Here is a 16,561-nt window from a genome sequence, read left to right on the forward strand (position 1 = left end):
CCGTGCAGTGTTTCTTGATCCGCTCCCATGATCTCGTGGAAGGAAACGTGTGGAAGCCAACACTCGTAGCTCAGGGCGTCTGCCGGCGGCCTTCCTGACGCCGGGCTCGTCCTCTTTCCTGGACTTCCTGTCGGAGCACGCGCCCGAGCAGCTCCCCGGCAACCGTCCGCTGCCGCCGGTGAAGGGCGCCGTCGAGGCGCCGCACGGCACGACGATCGTCGCGGTCACCTTCGCGGGCGGTGTGGTGCTCGCGGGTGACCGGCGGGCGACGATGGGCAACATGATCGCGCAGCGGGACATCGAGAAGGTCTTCCCGGCCGACGAGTACAGCGCGGTCGGCATCGCCGGGACCGCCGGACTCGCCGTGGAGATGGTCAAGCTCTTCCAGTTGGAGCTGGAGCACTTCGAGAAGGTCGAGGGCACCGTCCTGTCGCTGGAGGGCAAGGCCAACCGCCTGTCCACGATGATCCGCGGCAATCTCGGCATGGCGCTGCAGGGCCTGGCGGTGATCCCGCTGTTCGCCGGGTACGACCTCGACGAGGACAGGGGCCGCATCTTCTCCTACGACGTCACCGGCGGACGCTCGGAGGAGCTGGGCTTCGCGGCCGTCGGCTCCGGCTCGGTCTTCGCCCGAGGCTCGCTCAAGAAGCTCCACCGCGGTGACCTCGGCGAGCGCGAGGCGGCCACGGTGGTCGTCCAGGCGCTGTACGACGCCGCCGAGGACGACTCCGCGACCGGCGGCCCCGATCTCGTCCGCCGGATCTACCCCGTCGTCACGGTGATCACGGACGAGGGGTTCCGCAGGCTCACCGAGGAGGAAGTGGCCGAGGTCTCCCGCGCGGTGCACGACGGCCGGCTCCAGTCGCCCAACGGGCCCCAGGCCCCGGTGCTCTAACCAAAAAAGGAAGGGACGGATAGCCGGTGTCGACGCCGTTCTATGTCTCACCCCAGCAGGCCATGGCGGACCGCGCCGAGTACGCCCGCAAGGGCATCGCGCGCGGTCGCAGCGTGGTCGTGTTGCAGTACACCGACGGCATCCTGTTCGTCGCCGAGAACCCCTCACGGGCACTGCACAAGGTCAGTGAGATCTACGACCGGATCGCCTTCGCGGCGGTGGGCAAGTACAACGAGTTCGAGAACCTGCGCATCGGCGGCGTCCGCTACGCCGACCTGCGCGGTTACACCTACGCCCGGACCGATGTCACCGCACGGGGCCTGGCCAACGTCTACGCCCAGACCCTGGGCACCATCTTCTCCAGTGTGGCGGAGAAGCCGTACGAGGTGGAACTGATCGTCGCCGAGGTCGGGGAGGGCCCCGAGGACGACCAGGTCTACCGGCTGCCGCACGACGGCTCGATCGTCGACGAGCACGGCTCGGTGGCGGTCGGCGGCAACGCCGACCAGATCAGCAGCTACCTCGACCAGCGGCACCGGGACGGGATGACCCTCGGCGAGGCGCTGAAGCTGGCGATGGAGTCCCTCAGCCGGGACACCAACGGCGGCGAGCGCACCCTCACCGCGGACCAGCTGGAGGTGGCCGTCCTCGACCGTACCCGGCCCCGGCAGCGCAAGTTCCGGCGTCTCCTGGGCCGGCAGCTCTCCCGGTTGCTGGAGGAGGGCGCGGCTCCCGGGACCGGAGAGGCCGACGGGGAGGCCGATGCCTCCGGCGCCACCCCGGACACCCCGGGATCTCCGGAGGACGACTCCGGAAAGTGAACCGCGGACGCCTCCGCGTCCCGCCCGTGCGGCCCGGCGGCGCTCAGCGCTCCCCGGGCCGCACGGGCGCTTCCGGCGGCGGGCCGGTGGAGCCCCGTACGGTCAGCTCCACCGGCAGGGTGACGGTCCTCCCCGGTCCGCCGGCACCCTCCGGCCCGCCACCTCCTGTCCGGCTGTCCAGGACAGCACCTCCTGTCCGGCTGTCCAGAACAGCACCTCCTGTCCGGCTGTCCAGAACAGCCAGCAGAGCCCGCATCCCGGCCGCGCCCGCCTCCTCGGCCGGCAGCCGCACGGTCGTCAGCTCCGGCTCGACCGCGCGGGCCAGCGTCAGGTCGTCGAAACCGGTGACGGACACGTCCTCCGGCACCCGCAGCCCCAGCCGCCGCGCCGCCTTGCAGGCGCCCGCGGCGAGCAGGTCGTCGTCGCACACCAGCGCGGTCGGGCGGGGACGGGCCGCCAGCGCCGCCATGGCGGCCCGCATGCCCCCGGCCACGCTCAGCTCCGCCGGAAGGACGGCCGGCGCCGGGCAGCCGGCCGCGCGCAGCGCCCCGGCCAGGGTCCTCGCCCGCACCCCGAAGGTCCAGGAGTCCACCGCGGCGGCGATGTGCGCCAGTCCGCGGTGGCCGAGTCCGAGCAGATGCGCCGTGGTCTGCCGCATGCCGTCGGCGATGTCGAGGTTGACGGTCGCCGACGCCCGGGTGTGCTCCGGATCGCTGTCGAGCATGACCAGCGGCAGCCCGCCGCCGGGCCGCAGGGCGGCCAGCGCCCCGGAGGCCATGGAGGAGGCGATCACCCCGTCCAGCGCGTCGCTCGCGGAGCCGAAGGGGTCCCGGGCGGGCCCGGTCCCCTCCGGCGAGGGATAGAGCACGACTCCGAAGCCGTGCTCGGCGGCCACCCGGGCGGCTCCCGAGTGGAGCCGGGCGAAGAACTCGTTGGTGAGCGCCGGGACGACCAGCAGGGCGGTGCGGGTGCGTCCCAGCCGCAGGCTGCGGGCCGCCGGATTGGGCCGGTAGTCCAGTTCCCGCGCGGCCGCGCGTACGGCCTCGGCCTTCCCGGGTGAGACCCGGCCGTGCCACTTGCCGCCCAGCACCAGGGAGACGGCCGCCTGCGAGACCCCGGCGGCACGCGCCACATCCCGGCTCGTCGGCCGGGGACGCTCGGTGGGCACGGGGGGACTCCTGACGGGGACGGACGGAACGGCATGGACCCGGAGGCTGACTCATGATACGTATGGCGGAGTTCGTTATACGTATCACCTCGGGGCTGCCGGGCCACCGGGCGCCGGACCGGGGGAGAGGGGCCGGGCCATGACGACGGGCTACACCGAACTGCTGCGCGCCAGGCATGTGGTGCGACTGCTGGCGGGCACCCTGGCCGGACGGCTGCCGAACGCCACCGCCGCCCTGGCCATCGTGCTGTTCACCCGCGCCGAGGGCGGTTCCTACTCGCTGGCCGGCGCCCTGTCGGCCGGTTACGGCCTGGCCACCGCCGTCGGACAGCCGCTGCTGGGCCGCGCGGTGGACCTGTGGGGCCAGCCGCGGGTGATGCTGCCCGCCGCGCTGCTCTCCGGGCTGGCCATGGCCGTCTTCGCCCTCACCGGTATCGACCCGCTGCCCGTCGCCTGGGCCGCGACGACGGCCGCCGGGCTGTTCACCCCACCCCTGGAGGGCGGGCTGCGGGCCCTGTGGCCGTCGGTGCTGGGGCGGGGCGAGAGGGTGCACGCCGCCTACGCGCTCGACGCGGTCGCCCAGGAGGTGATGTTCACCCTGGGCCCGCTGGCGGTCACCGTACTGGTGGCCCTGGCGGACGAGGCCGCCGCACTGCTGGTGATCAACGTGCTGGGGGTGCTGGGCGCCGTGTCCGTGGTCCTCTCCCCGCCCTCCCGCCGGTGGCGCTCCGCACCGCGCGAGGCGCACTGGCTGGGCGCTCTGCGCTCGCCGGGGCTGCTGGCCCTGCTCGGGGCGTTCTTCTTCGTCGGGACGGCCCTGGGGACGATCGCGGTGGCCGCGGTCGCCTACGCGGACGGTCACGGCGACAACCTGATCGCCACCTACCTGCTCGCGGCGTTCGGCGCGGGCGCCCTGGCCGGCGGTCTGGTCTACGGGAGCCGGACGTGGACCGGGGCGCCGGAGCCGCGGCTGCGGATCCTGGTGGCGGCCCTGGCGGCCGGCTGCCTGCCGCTGGCCCTGGTGCCCGGGCCGGCGGCGATGACCCTCCTGTCGTGGGTCGCCGGAATCTTCCTGGCCCCCGCGCTCGCCTGCGCCTTCGTCGTCGTGGACCGGCACGCCCCGCCGGGCACGGTCACCGAGGCCTTCTCCTGGCTGGTGACCACCTTCGGGGTCGGCGCCGCCGCCGGGACGGCCGCGGCGGGGCCGCTCGTCGAGTGGTCGGGCGCGGCGGCGGGCTTCCGCGCGGCGGGTGCGGGCGGTCTGGCCGCGCTGCTCGTCCTCCTCGCGACACGCCGTGTCCTGGCGGGGGGTCCGCTCCCGGAGGAAAGTGATCAGAATGGTGCACCGGGCCCGGTTTCAAAACCGCGTGCCGGGCGTAATGTTCCCTCGTGACTCCGCTCCCCGTCCGAGGAAGGGGGCCCGTGGCCCAGGGGTTGCGGTCCGGCCCGAACCGATCCCCCGTGGGACTGACGTAAACCACCGCGAACCAGGGAATGAACCTCCCCACCGGCCGAAACCGGTAGTTCCCTCGTGAGGAGTCTGATGGACCGCCGAATCTTCGGACTGGAGAACGAGTACGGCGTCACGTGTACGTTCCGGGGACAGCGGCGCCTGTCTCCCGACGAGGTGGCGCGGTACCTCTTCCGCCGTGTCGTGTCATGGGGCCGCAGCAGCAACGTCTTCCTCCGCAACGGGGCCCGCCTCTACCTGGACGTGGGCTCCCACCCGGAGTACGCCACTCCGGAATGCGACGACGTGACCGAACTGGTCACCCACGACAAGGCCGGTGAGCGCATCCTGGAGGGGCTCCTCGTCGACGCCGAGCGCCGCCTGCACGAGGAGGGGATCGCGGGCGACGTCTACCTGTTCAAGAACAACACCGACTCGGCGGGCAACTCCTACGGCTGTCACGAGAACTACCTGGTGGCCCGGCACGGGGAGTTCTCGCGCCTGGCGGACGTCCTCATCCCCTTCCTCGTCACCCGGCAGCTCATCTGCGGGGCCGGGAAGGTCCTCCAGACCCCGCGCGGCGCGGTCTACTGCGTCAGCCAGCGCGCCGAGCACATCTGGGAGGGCGTCAGCTCCGCGACCACCCGGTCCCGGCCGATCATCAACACCCGCGACGAACCGCACGCGGACGCCGAGCGCTACCGCCGGCTGCACGTCATCGTCGGTGACTCCAACATGTCCGAGACGACCACGCTGCTCAAGGTCGGCGCCACCGACCTGGTGCTGCGCATGATCGAGGCGGGCACGGTCATGCGCGACCTCACCCTGGAGAACCCGATCCGGGCGATCCGGGAGGTCAGCCACGACATCACCGGCCAGCGGAAGGTCCGGCTGGCCAACGGGCGGGAGGCCTCCGCGCTGGAGGTGCAGCAGGAGTACTACGAGAAGGCCGCCGACTTCTGCGAGCGCCGCGGCATCCGCACGGGCGTGGTGGACCAGGTGCTGGAGCTGTGGGGCCGCACCCTGGAGGCGATCCGCACCCAGGAGCTCGACAAGGTCAACACCGAGATCGACTGGGTGATGAAGTACCAGCTCATCGAGCGGTACCGGGCCAAGAACAACATCACCATGTCGCATCCGAGAGTCGCCCAGATAGACCTCGCGTACCACGACATCCACCGCCGCCGCGGGCTGTACTACCTGCTGGAGCGCAAGGGGCAGGCCGCCCGGATCTGCAACGACGTCAAGATCTTCGAGGGCAAGTCCGTGCCGCCGCAGACCACCCGGGCCCGGTTGCGCGGCGACTTCATCCGCCGGGCCCAGGAGCAGCGCCGCGACTTCACCGTGGACTGGGTGCACCTGAAGCTGAACGACCAGGCCCAGCGCACGGTGCTGTGCAAGGACCCGTTCCGCTCGGTGGACGAGCGGGTGGAGAAGCTCATCGCCGGCATGTGAACCGCGCCCGCGGGTTCGCACACGTTTCCGGGAGCCGGGAACGAAATCAGCTCTTCCGCTAGTTGTGGGAGGTGGGCCGGGCGGCCCGTAAAGTGGCCGACACGCCCGGAACGCCCGGACACCTCCTACACACCAAGAGTTGGACTGATGCAGCGAACTCCCGGGGCACGCCCCCCACACACCCGCCCCTTCGGGCCGGTCGGCCGCCGCCTCGCCGCGGCCCTGGCCGTTCCCGTCCTGCTCTTCACCGCGGCGTGCGGCTCCGACGGTTCCGACGACTCCGCGGGCTCCTCCGAAACCGCCACCGAGGTCACCGGCAAGCTCGGTGAGAAGCCGAAGGTCAGCGTTCCCGAGGACGCCGAGGCTCCCGACAAGGCGGCGGTGCGGACCGTCACCGAGGGCAAGGGCGACAAGATGGCCAAGGGCGACTTCGTCCGGATGGACGTCTTCGCCCAGATGACCGCCGACGACCAGGAGCTGATCAACACCTGGAAGACGGAGGAGGGCGCCTCCGCCAAGGAGGGTGCCCACACCCAGCTGGTCATCCAGCTCGGTGAGGAGCAGCAGATGGTCCCCGCCTCGGTGCTGAACGCCCTGGTCGGCGAGCGGACCGGCGGGCGCTTCCTGGTCGAGGGGACCGCCAAGGCGATCATCGGCGAGCGGCTCAACCCGCAGGCCGGGATCGAGGAGACGGCCGGCATGGTCTGGGTGGTCGACCCGGTCTCCGCCGCCAAGACCGACGCCAAGGCCGAGGTCAGCGGCGAGCAGGCGGACACCCGCGAGGGCCTGCCCGAGGTGAAGCCGGTGAAGCAGAAGGCCGCCGCCATCACCATCCCCAAGGGCGAGAAGGCCCCCAAGGAGCTCAAGCAGCAGGTGCTGATCGAGGGCGACGGCCCCGAGGTCAAGGCCGGCGAGGGCCTGATCGCGCAGTACACCGGGGTCAAGTGGGAGGACGGGGAGAAGTTCGACTCCTCCTGGGACCACGGAGGCGCCATCGCCTTCCAGATCGGTACCGGCTCGGTCGTCCAGGGCTGGGACCAGGGACTGGTCGGCAAGAAGGTCGGCGACCGGGTGCTGCTGGTGATCCCGCCGGATCTGGCCTACGGCGACAACCCGCAGTCCGAGCTGGCGAAGAACACCCTGGTGTTCGTGGTGGACATCGTCGGCAAGGTCTGACGGCGTCCGGCGGCGACCGCGGTCCGGTTCTGCCAGACTGACACGGTTGACCGAAGGAAACGTTCGTAGGAGCAATTTCGTGAGCATCGAGAAGCCCGAGATCGACTTCCCGGGCGGCGAGCCCCCGGCGGACCTGGAGATCAAGGACATCTGGGAGGGCGACGGGCCGGTCGCCAAGGCCGGGGACCAGGTCTCCGTGCACTACGTGGGTGTCGCCTTCTCCACCGGCGAGGAGTTCGACGCCAGCTGGAACCGCGGCACCCCGCTGCGCTTCCAGCTCGGGGTGGGCCAGGTCATTTCCGGCTGGGACCAGGGCGTCCAGGGCATGAAGGTCGGCGGTCGCCGGCAGCTGACCATCCCGCCGCACCTGGCGTACGGCGACCGGGGCGCCGGCGGCCGGATCAAGCCGGGCGAGACGCTCATCTTCGTCTGCGACCTGGTCTCCGTCTGAGTCCGCGCCCGCGGGGGCGGTGAGCCCCGGGGAGCGGGTGCGACAGGCACCGGACAGCACTGCCGGGGCCCGTGCCGTACGGCACGGGCCCCGGCTTTGTACCGGGCGTCCCGCGAGCGGTACGGTCGACGCCGGGACAAGTACGAGAGAGGGCGTCGATGGCCATTGCCAAGGCCGAGCGGCTGATGAACCTGGCGCTGTGCCTGCTGGGAGCCCGGCGCCCGCTGACCAAGCGCGAGCTGCGGGCGTCGATCGAGGCGTACCTGGAGGTCGGCGGGGGACCGGGCAGGGCCGGCAGCGAGGACGCCTTCAACCGGATGTTCGAACGCGACAAGGACGACCTGCGCGAGCTCGGCATGGTCATCGAGACGGTGGAGAACCTGGACGGCGAGATCGCCTACCAGGCCCGCCGTGACAGCAACCGCCTCCCGCCCATCACCCTGGACGCCGAGGAGGCCGCCGCCCTCACCCTGGCCGCCAAGGTCTGGCAGCAGGCCCGGCTCGCCGGGGCCGCCAGCGGCGCCCTGCAGAAACTGCGCGCCGCCGGGATGCCGCTGGCCGACGACAGCGGCTCCGGCACCGGTGACACGGGCGACCCGTACGGTGGCCACAGCGCCCTGGAACCACGCATCCCCGTCCACGAAGCGGCCTTCGAGCCCCTGATGGTCGCCTGCCGCGACCGGCGGCCGGTCACCTTCGCCTACCGCAGGTCCAACGCCGCCCGTCCCGAGACCCGGCATGTCGAGCCGTGGACCCTGGAGTGCTGGCGCGGCCACTGGTACCTGGCGGGCTTCGACCGCGACCGGGGTGCCGAACGGGTCTTCCGGCTGTCCCGCATCACCGGCCCGGTCCGCTCCCGCGCCGGCGCCTACACCGCCGAGGTGCCCGACCACGTCACCGTGCGCGAGACCGTCGAGCGCTGGGCCGGGGAGATCGCCACCGCCACCGCCCGCATCCGGCTGCGGCAGGGCGCCGGCTACCCGCTGCGGGCCCGGGCCACCGAGGTGCGGGACGCGGGGGACGGCTGGGACGAACTGGAGATCCCCCACGGCCACGGGCTGGACGCCTGGCTGGTGGAGTTCGGACCGGACGTGGTCGTACTGGAGCCCGCCGAGCTGCGGGCCGACGTGGTGGACCGGCTGCGCGCCGTCGCCAAGGGCTGAGGGGGAGAGGACCGCCGACATGGCAGCCAACGCCATCGACCAGACCCGCAGGATGCTGTCCCTGGTGACCTATCTGCGCGAGCGCCCCGGCGCCCGGGTGGCGGACGTCGCCCGGGCCTTCGGCATCACCACCGACGAGCTGATCTCCGACCTGCACGTCCTGCCGATGTGCGGCACCAGCTTCCGCGGCGGGGACCTGCTCGACATCGACACCGACGGCGAGCGCATCTGGTGGCACAACGCCGAGGCGGTCGGCTCCGGCACCGGTGAGCCGCTGCGGCTCGCCGCCGACGAGGCCACCGCCCTGCTGGTCGCCGCCCGGGCCGTCGCCACCCTGCCGGGCCTGCGGGAGAGCGACCGCGAGGCCCTCCAGCGCGCCACCGCCAAGATCGAGACGGCGGCGGGGGAGAGCGCCGGCGCCAGCTCCCGGCTGTCGGTCACCTTCGAGTCCGAGGGCGGGGTCTTCGCGGACGTGGACCGGGCCGTCTCCGAGCGGCGCCGGCTGTGGATCCGCTACTACTCCCCGGCGCGCGACGAGCTGACCGAGCGCGAGATCGACCCGATCCGGCTGTTCGCCGTCGGCCACACCTACGTCGAGGCCTGGTGCCGGCTGAGCGAGGCGCGCCGTACCTTCCGGCTGGACCGGGTGGCCGAGATCAGGCTGCTCGACGAGCCCTCCGACCCCCCGCCCGTCGAACTGCGCGACCTGTCCGAAGGGCTGGTGCAGCCCGCCGCCGAGGACCCGGAGGTGGTCGTCGAGGTCGGACCGGGCGGGCGCTGGGTCGCCGAGTACTACCCGCACGACAGCGCCGAGGAACTGCCCGAGGGCGGCCTGCGCGTCACCCTGCGCACCCCCGACCCGGCCTCCCTGCGCAGGCTGGCCCTGCGGCTGGGCCGCGACGGCCGGATCGTCTCCCCGCCGGAACTGGCCGACAGCGCCCGGGAGGCGGCACGGGCGGCCCTGGCGGCGTACGGGGACTGAGGCCCGTACGGCCCGGGTGCGGCCCGGCGCCGGGCGGGCCGGGAGTCTCCACTACGCTCGCCCCATGGTCTGGCCGATGTTCTTCCTCACGCTCGCCTTCTGCGGCCTCGCCGTGCTCGGTGTGCTCGCCGTACGGGTGGGGCTGGAGGTACGGCGACTGTCCCGCGCGGTCGGCGACGGCTGCGAGCGGCTGGCCCGCGCGGCCGACGACCTGGAGCGCGCCGCCACCCCGGTGGCGGCGGCCCGGGCCCGGACCGGGCGCCCCTGAGGCCGGACGAGGCCGCTGTGCGGGTCTCCACACACCCGGACGCCGGACGGTACCCTTCGAAGGACATGTCGTGAGCGGCGATCGCGGCCGGCGCCGGGAAGACGCGGAGGCATTGCCCCGCGTTCACCCCCGGGGGTTACGATCGCTGACAGCGCACCAGTACGAGGAGCCCGTCCCATCAGTAGGGCAGGCACGGACACCGCCGCCCCGGCGAGAAGGTAGTGGACATGATCGGGAACCTGAGGCCCATGGAGATCGTACTGATCCTCCTTGTCATCCTGCTGCTGTTCGGCGCCAAGAAGCTTCCGGACATGGCCCGTTCGCTCGGCAAGTCGGCCCGCATCCTCAAGAGCGAGGCCAAGGCCATGAAGAAGGACGGCGAGAACGACGCGGAGACGCAGCCGGCCTCCCAGACCCAGCCGTCCGCTCCCCGGACGATCCAGGCCGCGCCGGGCGACGTCACCAGCGCCCGTCCGGTGAACGAGCCGGACCAGCAGTCCGCCACCAAGAACTGACCCGGGCCCGGTGACCGGCGGCGGTGCCGGAGCCGGTGTCGTCCAGACATCCGAAGACCACTGACACCGAGGACGTGGGTTGCTCAAGTCCGCCCGCAAAAAGGGGAGAGCGCAGCCGGATCCCGAGGGGCGCATGCCGCTCGCGGAGCACCTGCGGGAGCTGCGCAACCGCCTGATGAAGTCGGTGCTGGCCATCCTGGCCGTCACCGTCGTCGGGCTGGTCTACTACAAGCAGATCGCCGACTTCCTCACCGATCCCCTCCGCGACTCCGTCGGCTGCACCCAGGGCTTCGGCGAGGCGTCCGACGAGGGCGAGGCCTGCGCCGAGATCGTTCTCAGCGGCATGATCTCCCCCTTCACCGTCATGCTCAAGGTCGGCCTCACCACCGGTATGGTGCTCGCCTCCCCGGTCTGGCTCTACCAGTTGTGGGCCTTCCTCGCCCCCGGCCTGCACAGCCACGAGAAGAAGTACGCGCGCGGCTTCGTCGCGGCCGGTGTGCCGCTCTTCCTGGGCGGCGCCTACCTGGCGTACCTGATCCTGCCGACGATGGCCAAGACCCTGATCGAGTTCACCCCCCAGGGCGCCGGCAACTTCATCCCGCTCGACGACTTCCTCGACGTCATCACGCGGATGGTGATCGTCTTCGGGCTGGCCTTCGAGCTGCCGCTGGTACTGGTGATGCTGAACTTCGGCGGGATCGTCACCGGCCGCAAGCTGCTCGGCTGGTGGCGGATCATGGTGGTGTCCATTGCGGTCTTCTCCGCCCTCGCCACCCCGACCGGCGACCCGCTGACCATGGGCGCCCTGGCCGCGCCGATCGTGCTGCTGTACTTCGCCGCCGTCGGGGTCTGCCTGTTCAACGACCGCCGTCGCCGTCGCCGGGACCCGTACGCCGGTCTGAGTGACGACGAGGCGTCACCGCTCGACCACACCCCGGAGACGGTCGGCGCGGTGGACCCGGTCGAGGCCCCCGCCGCCCCCGGCGCCCGCACCGACGGAGGCGGCGATTCCGGACCGGTCCGGCGGAACGGCTACGACGACGCCACCTGAGCGACTGTCGTCCGCGCGTGACCGGCGAGATCACCCTGTTCGTCAACCCCGCCGCGGGCCGCGGCCGGGGCGCGGGCGCCGCCCGGCCCGCCGCCCGCGCGCTGCGGGAGGCGGGCTTCGCCGTCCGCACGGTCGTCGGCACCGACGCCGCCGACGCGCTGGACCGGGCCCGAGCGGCGGTCCGCGACGGCACCGGCGCCCTGATCGCCGTCGGCGGGGACGGCATGGCCTCCCTGGCCCTCCAGGCGGTGGCGGGCACGGGCACCCCGCTGGGCGTCGTCGCGGTGGGCACCGGCAACGACATCGCCCGCGCCCTGGACCTGCCGGTCCGTGACCCGGCCGGGGCGGGACGGGTGATCGCCGAGGCGCTCAAGGCGGGGGAGAGCCGGGCCGTCGACCTCGGACGCGTCGGCGGACGCTGGTTCGGCAGCGTGCTGGCCTCGGGCTTCGACTCCCGCGTCAACGACCGGGGCAACCGCATGCGGTGGCCCGCCGGGCGGCTCCGCTACGACCTGGCGGTGCTGGCCGAGCTGGCCGCGCTGCGCACCGTCCCGTACCGCATCACCTTCGGGGACGGGCCCGGGAGCGAGACCCGCGAGCTGGAGGCCGTCCTGGTCGCGGTCGGCAACGGGCCCTCCTACGGCGGCGGCATGCGGATCTGCCCCGGCGCCCGGCTGGACGACGGGCTGCTGGACGTCACCGTGGTGGGCCCGTGCAGCCGCACCACGCTGCTGCGGGTCTTTCCCCGCGTCTACGCGGGAACCCATCTCGACCACCCCGCGGTGACCGTGCGCCGCGTGGCGAAGGTCACCCTGAGGGCCGCCGGGGTGACCGGCTACGCCGACGGGGAGCCGTTGGGGCCCCTGCCGCTGACGGTGCGGGCGGTGCCGGGGGCGGTGCGGGTGCTCATCCCGCCGCTCATCCCGCGATGAAAAGGCCGATCTTCTGTCGGCGGCGGCCGGTAGGCTCGTAGGCACGATGACCGAGGACATGTCCCCTGCCGAGCGTTACGCCGCCGCCCGGAGGCGGTCCGCCGAGCAGGCCACCGCACTGGCCCCCTTCCGCGAGCTGTACGACTTCGAGCTGGACCCGTTCCAGCTGGAGGCATGCCGGGCCCTGGAGGCCGGCAAGGGCGTGCTGGTGGCGGCGCCCACCGGCTCCGGCAAGACGATCGTGGGCGAGTTCGCCGTCCATCTGGCTCTGAGCCGGGGCCGCAAGTGCTTCTACACCACCCCCATCAAGGCGCTGTCCAATCAGAAGTACAACGACCTGGTCAGGCGCTACGGCGCCGACCGGGTCGGCCTGCTGACGGGGGACAACAGCATCAACTCCGACGCCCCGGTGATCGTGATGACCACCGAGGTCCTGCGGAACATGCTCTACGCCGGCTCCCAGGCGCTGGCCGGTCTGGGATACGTGGTGATGGACGAGGTCCACTACCTCTCCGACCGCTTCCGCGGCGCGGTCTGGGAGGAGGTCATCATCCACCTCCCCGACTCGGTGACACTGGTGTCGCTGTCGGCCACCGTCTCCAACGCCGAGGAGTTCGGCGACTGGCTGGACACCGTCCGCGGCGACACCGAGGTGATCGTCTCCGAGCACCGGCCGGTGCCGCTGTGGCAGCACGTGCTGGCCGGGCGGCGGATGTACGACCTGTTCGAGGAGAAGGGCGGCCGCCGCGAGGTCAATCCGGACCTGGTGCGCATGGCCCAGCTGGAGAACAGCCGGCTGCCGGCCTTCCGCGACCGGCGGCGCGGGAAACCGGTGCGTGAGGCCGACCGGGAGCGGGAGCGGCGTCAGCGCAACCGGATCTTCACACCGAGCCGCCCGGAGGTGATCGAGCGGCTGGACGCCGCGGGGCTGCTGCCCGCCATCACCTTCATCTTCAGCCGCGCGGGCTGCGAGGCGGCCGTGCAGCAGTGCCTGGTCGCCGGGCTGCGGCTGAACGACGCGGGGCAGCGGGCGCGGGTGCGGGAGATCGTCGAGGAGCGCACCGCCGCCATCCCCGACGAGGACCTGCACGTGCTGGGCTACTTCGAGTGGCTGGAGGGCCTGGAGCGGGGCATCGCCGCGCATCACGCGGGCATGCTGCCCACCTTCAAGGAGGTCGTCGAGGAGCTGTTCGTCCGCGGTCTGGTCAAGGCCGTCTTCGCCACCGAGACCCTGGCGCTGGGCATCAACATGCCGGCCCGGTCGGTGGTGCTGGAGAAGCTGGTCAAGTGGAACGGCGAGCAGCACGCCGACATCACCCCCGGGGAGTACACCCAGCTCACCGGGCGCGCCGGACGGCGCGGCATCGACGTCGAGGGCCACGCGGTGGTGCTCTGGCAGCGCGGCATGGACCCGGGCGCGCTGGCCGGCCTCGCCGGCGCCCGCACCTACCCGCTGCGCTCCTCCTTCCGCCCCTCGTACAACATGGCGGTCAACTTGGTCTCGCAGTTCGGGCGGCACCGCTCGCGCGAGTTGCTGGAGACCTCCTTCGCGCAGTTCCAGGCCGACCGCGCGGTCGTCGGGATCTCCCGGAAGGTGCAGCGCAACGAGGAGGGCCTGGCGGGCTACCGCGAGGCGATGACCTGCCACCTGGGCGACTTCGAGGAGTACGCGCGGCTGCGGCGGGAGCTGAAGGACCGCGAGACCGAGCTGGCCCGGCAGGGTGCCCTCCAGCGGCGCGCGGCGGCGGCCGACTCGCTGGAGAGGCTCCGGCCGGGCGATGTGATCCAGGTGCCCACCGGCAAGTTCGCCGGGCTGGCGCTCGTGCTGGATCCGGGCGTCCCGGCCGGGCGGAGCACCGGCGGCCACCGCGGCTGGGACCACCAGGAGGGCCCGCGCCCGCTGGTGCTCACCGCCGAGCGGCAGGTGAAGCGGCTGGCCCCGGTCGACTTCCCGGTCCCCGTGGAACCGCTGGAGCGGATGCGGATCCCCCGGTCCTTCAACCCGCGCAGCCCGCAGTCCCGCCGCGATCTGGCCTCCGCGCTGCGGACGAAGGCCGGGAACGCCCGGGGAGCGGACCCGGCACCGGGGCGCGGTCGCCGTCGGCAGCGCTCGGAGGCGGCCGACGACACCGAGCTCGCCCGGCTGCGCAAGGCCATCCGGGCCCACCCCTGCCACGGCTGCGACCAGCGGGAGGACCACGCCCGCTGGGCCGAGCGCTATCTGCGCCTCAAGCGCGACACCCGGCAGCTGGAGCGCCGCATCGAGGGCCGGACGAACACCATCGCCCGCACCTTCGACCGGGTCTACGCCCTCCTGAGCGACCTGGGCTATCTGCGCGGCGACGAGGTGACCGAGGACGGCAGGCGGCTGGCCCGGCTCTACGGCGAGCTGGACCTGCTGGCGAGCGAGTGCCTGCGGGAGGGGGTCTGGGAGGGGCTGTCCCCGGCCGAGCTGGCGGCCTGCGCCTCCGCCCTGGTCTACGAGGCCCGCTCCGCCGACGACGCCCTGCCGCCCACCCTGCCCGGCGGGAAGGCCAGGCACGCGCTCGGCGAGATGGTCCGCATCTGGGGCCGGCTGGACGCCCTGGAGGAGCAGCACCGGATCAACCAGTCCGAGGGCGTCGGCCAGCGCGAACCCGACCTGGGCTTCGCCTGGGCCGCCTACCGCTGGGCGGAGGGCGACGGTCTGGACGCGGTGCTGCGGCAGGCCGAGATGCCCGCCGGTGACTTCGTCCGCTGGTGCAAGCAGCTCGTCGACGTCCTCGGGCAGATCGCCGCGGCGGCCCCGGAGGGCGGCACGGTCGCCCGCGGCGCCCGCCGGGCCGCCGAGAAGCTGCTGCGCGGGGTGGTGGCGTACAGCTCGGTCGGCTGACCTCGCCGGACGGCCACGGCGGGCCGCGGCCCGGGTCAACGCGGTGGCCCGTCGTGGCCTGCCGGGACCACCCCCACCGCTCGGACGAATCGCGCGGCAGAGCCGTGGAGAGCCGCGAAGCGGCAGAGGTCCCGGCTTCGGCGGCCGGCTGCGCGGCACACTCGGTGCCGCGCCGGTCCGCTCCTCCCGGACCGCGGCCCGTCCTGCTGCCGGAATCCCTCCTAAGGCGGGGTGGGTTCTTCCCCGTCGGGGCGCGGGGGTGGGGGTCTCCCCGCTGAAGTGCGGGGGTGGAGTACCCCCGCCGGAGGCAGGGGAAGTGACCGCGTCGTCCGGAAGCCCGTACGCGGTGGCCCCGGCCGGGGCCGCGCCTGCCATGCGGACTCACCCCGCCAGGGCGTCCAGCAGCCGCCGCAGTGAGCCGCCCAGCCCCCACCGTTCGGCCAGCTCCTGGAGCTCCTGGGCGTGCAGCGGCTCGGCCGGGAGCGTCGGGTCGAACCGGGGCAGCGGTACGTCCTCCGCCACCCGTACCACCTTCGGCGCCACGGTCAGGTACTCCCGTGCCGCGTCCAGCTTCCGGCGCTGGGCGGGGGTCAGCCCGGAGGCGGGGTCGCCGACGGCGGCCAGGATGCCGTCCAGGTCCCCGTACGCCTCCAGCAGCCGGGCCGCGGTCTTCTCGCCGACCCCGGGGACGCCCGGCAGGCCGTCGCTGGGGTCGCCGCGGAGCAGCGCCAGGTCCGCGTACGCCGCCCCGCTCGCGACGCCGTACTTCTCGCGCAGGCCCGCCTCGTCGACGACCAGAGGATCGCCCATGCCCTTGACGGGGTAGAGGACCCGCACCCCGCGCGCGTCGTCCACCAGCTGGAACAGGTCGCGGTCACCGGTGACGACGTCCGCCGGCCCGCCGGCCCGGCGCACCAGGGTGCCGATGACGTCGTCGGCCTCGTAGCCGTCCGCGCCGACCCGGGCGATGCCGACCGCGTCCAGCACCGCCTCGATCACCGGGATCTGCGGTGCCAGGGTGTCCGGTGTCTCCTCCGCCGGGGAGGCCCCCGCCGTGTCCGGGCCGCCGGCGGACTCCTCCGCCACCCGGTGCGCCTTGTAGGAGGGCACCAGTGCCACCCGCCACGCGGGCCGCCAGTCGTTGTCCGTACAGGCGACCAACTCGTCCGGGCGGTGGTCGCGCACCAGGCGGGCGATGAAGTCCAGCAGCCCGCGCACCGCGTTGACCGGGGTGCCGTCGGGGGCCTTCACCGATTCCGGGACCCCGAAGTAGGCGCGGTAGTACAGGGATGCGGTGTCGAGCAGCAGACACTTTCGCGGCGTGGTCATGGGAGCCATCATGGCCGACACCACCGACACCAC

General features: G+C 73.0%; 15 protein-coding genes. 13 read left to right on the forward strand and 2 right to left on the reverse strand.

The genetic code is table 11. From position 1 onward, the window contains the following. The first annotated feature begins 49 nt into the window (after positions 1-49). Positions 50-895, forward strand: a complete 846-nt coding sequence (gene prcB, locus CUT44_RS25025; protein WP_100204197.1) for a proteasome subunit beta — start codon at positions 50-52, stop codon at positions 893-895. Positions 896-921: 26 nt separating this feature from the next. After that, the gene (prcA, locus tag CUT44_RS25030) at positions 922-1,716 is read left to right on the forward strand and encodes a proteasome subunit alpha (protein WP_100204198.1); all 795 of its coding nucleotides are present in this window, start codon (positions 922-924) and stop codon (positions 1,714-1,716) included. Positions 1,717-1,759: 43 nt separating this feature from the next. Here the strand turns inward: prcA and CUT44_RS25035 are convergent, their stop codons facing one another. Next, complete coding sequence (locus CUT44_RS25035; RefSeq protein ID WP_233221647.1) at positions 1,760-2,884, reverse strand: LacI family DNA-binding transcriptional regulator; 1,125 nt, start codon at positions 2,882-2,884, stop codon at positions 1,760-1,762. A gap of 139 nt (positions 2,885-3,023) precedes the next feature. On the opposite strand from CUT44_RS25035, the gene CUT44_RS25040 reads away from it, so the two are divergent. From CUT44_RS25040 to CUT44_RS25090, 11 genes are all read left to right on the forward strand, one after another. Further along, the gene (locus CUT44_RS25040) at positions 3,024-4,277 is read left to right on the forward strand and encodes an MFS transporter (RefSeq protein WP_100204199.1); all 1,254 of its coding nucleotides are present in this window, start codon (positions 3,024-3,026) and stop codon (positions 4,275-4,277) included. 150 nt (positions 4,278-4,427) lie between these two features. Then, positions 4,428-5,789, forward strand: coding sequence for a Pup--protein ligase (gene pafA / locus CUT44_RS25045; RefSeq protein WP_100204200.1), 1,362 nt, complete (start codon positions 4,428-4,430; stop codon positions 5,787-5,789). Between the two features lie 147 nt (positions 5,790-5,936). Next, complete coding sequence (locus CUT44_RS25050; protein ID WP_100204201.1) at positions 5,937-6,965, forward strand: FKBP-type peptidyl-prolyl cis-trans isomerase; 1,029 nt, start codon at positions 5,937-5,939, stop codon at positions 6,963-6,965. Positions 6,966-7,044: 79 nt separating this feature from the next. Further along, on the forward strand, positions 7,045-7,416 hold the full coding sequence (locus CUT44_RS25055) for an FKBP-type peptidyl-prolyl cis-trans isomerase (RefSeq protein ID WP_100204202.1): 372 nt from the start codon (positions 7,045-7,047) through the stop codon (positions 7,414-7,416). Positions 7,417-7,574: 158 nt separating this feature from the next. Continuing rightward, complete coding sequence (locus CUT44_RS25060) at positions 7,575-8,579, forward strand: helix-turn-helix transcriptional regulator (protein WP_100204203.1); 1,005 nt, start codon at positions 7,575-7,577, stop codon at positions 8,577-8,579. A 19-nt stretch (positions 8,580-8,598) separates the two neighbouring features. Next, entirely contained in the window at positions 8,599-9,561 is a 963-nt protein-coding gene (locus CUT44_RS25065; protein ID WP_100204204.1) for a helix-turn-helix transcriptional regulator, read from the forward strand. Between the two features lie 64 nt (positions 9,562-9,625). Beyond that, complete coding sequence (locus CUT44_RS25070; protein WP_100204205.1) at positions 9,626-9,829, forward strand: hypothetical protein; 204 nt, start codon at positions 9,626-9,628, stop codon at positions 9,827-9,829. 227 nt (positions 9,830-10,056) lie between these two features. Next, a complete protein-coding gene (gene tatA, locus CUT44_RS25075) occupies positions 10,057-10,344 on the forward strand; it encodes a Sec-independent protein translocase subunit TatA (protein ID WP_100204206.1) in 288 nt (95 codons plus the stop codon). Positions 10,345-10,477: 133 nt separating this feature from the next. Continuing rightward, positions 10,478-11,395, forward strand: a complete 918-nt coding sequence (gene tatC / locus CUT44_RS25080) for a twin-arginine translocase subunit TatC (RefSeq protein WP_233221648.1) — start codon at positions 10,478-10,480, stop codon at positions 11,393-11,395. 17 nt (positions 11,396-11,412) lie between these two features. Beyond that, positions 11,413-12,327 (forward strand): diacylglycerol kinase, encoded by a 915-nt coding sequence (locus CUT44_RS25085; protein WP_100204208.1) that lies wholly within the window; start codon positions 11,413-11,415, stop codon positions 12,325-12,327. A gap of 46 nt (positions 12,328-12,373) precedes the next feature. Then, complete coding sequence (locus CUT44_RS25090; RefSeq protein WP_100204209.1) at positions 12,374-15,199, forward strand: DEAD/DEAH box helicase; 2,826 nt, start codon at positions 12,374-12,376, stop codon at positions 15,197-15,199. Between the two features lie 381 nt (positions 15,200-15,580). Here CUT44_RS25090 and CUT44_RS25095 read toward each other — a convergent pair whose 3' ends face one another. Beyond that, a complete protein-coding gene (locus CUT44_RS25095; RefSeq protein ID WP_233221649.1) occupies positions 15,581-16,528 on the reverse strand; it encodes a 5'-3' exonuclease in 948 nt (315 codons plus the stop codon). Positions 16,529-16,561 lie beyond the last annotated feature (33 nt).

Origin of the sequence: Streptomyces carminius, assembly GCF_002794255.1 — a bacterium.
Classification (GTDB): domain Bacteria; phylum Actinomycetota; class Actinomycetes; order Streptomycetales; family Streptomycetaceae; genus Streptomyces; species Streptomyces carminius.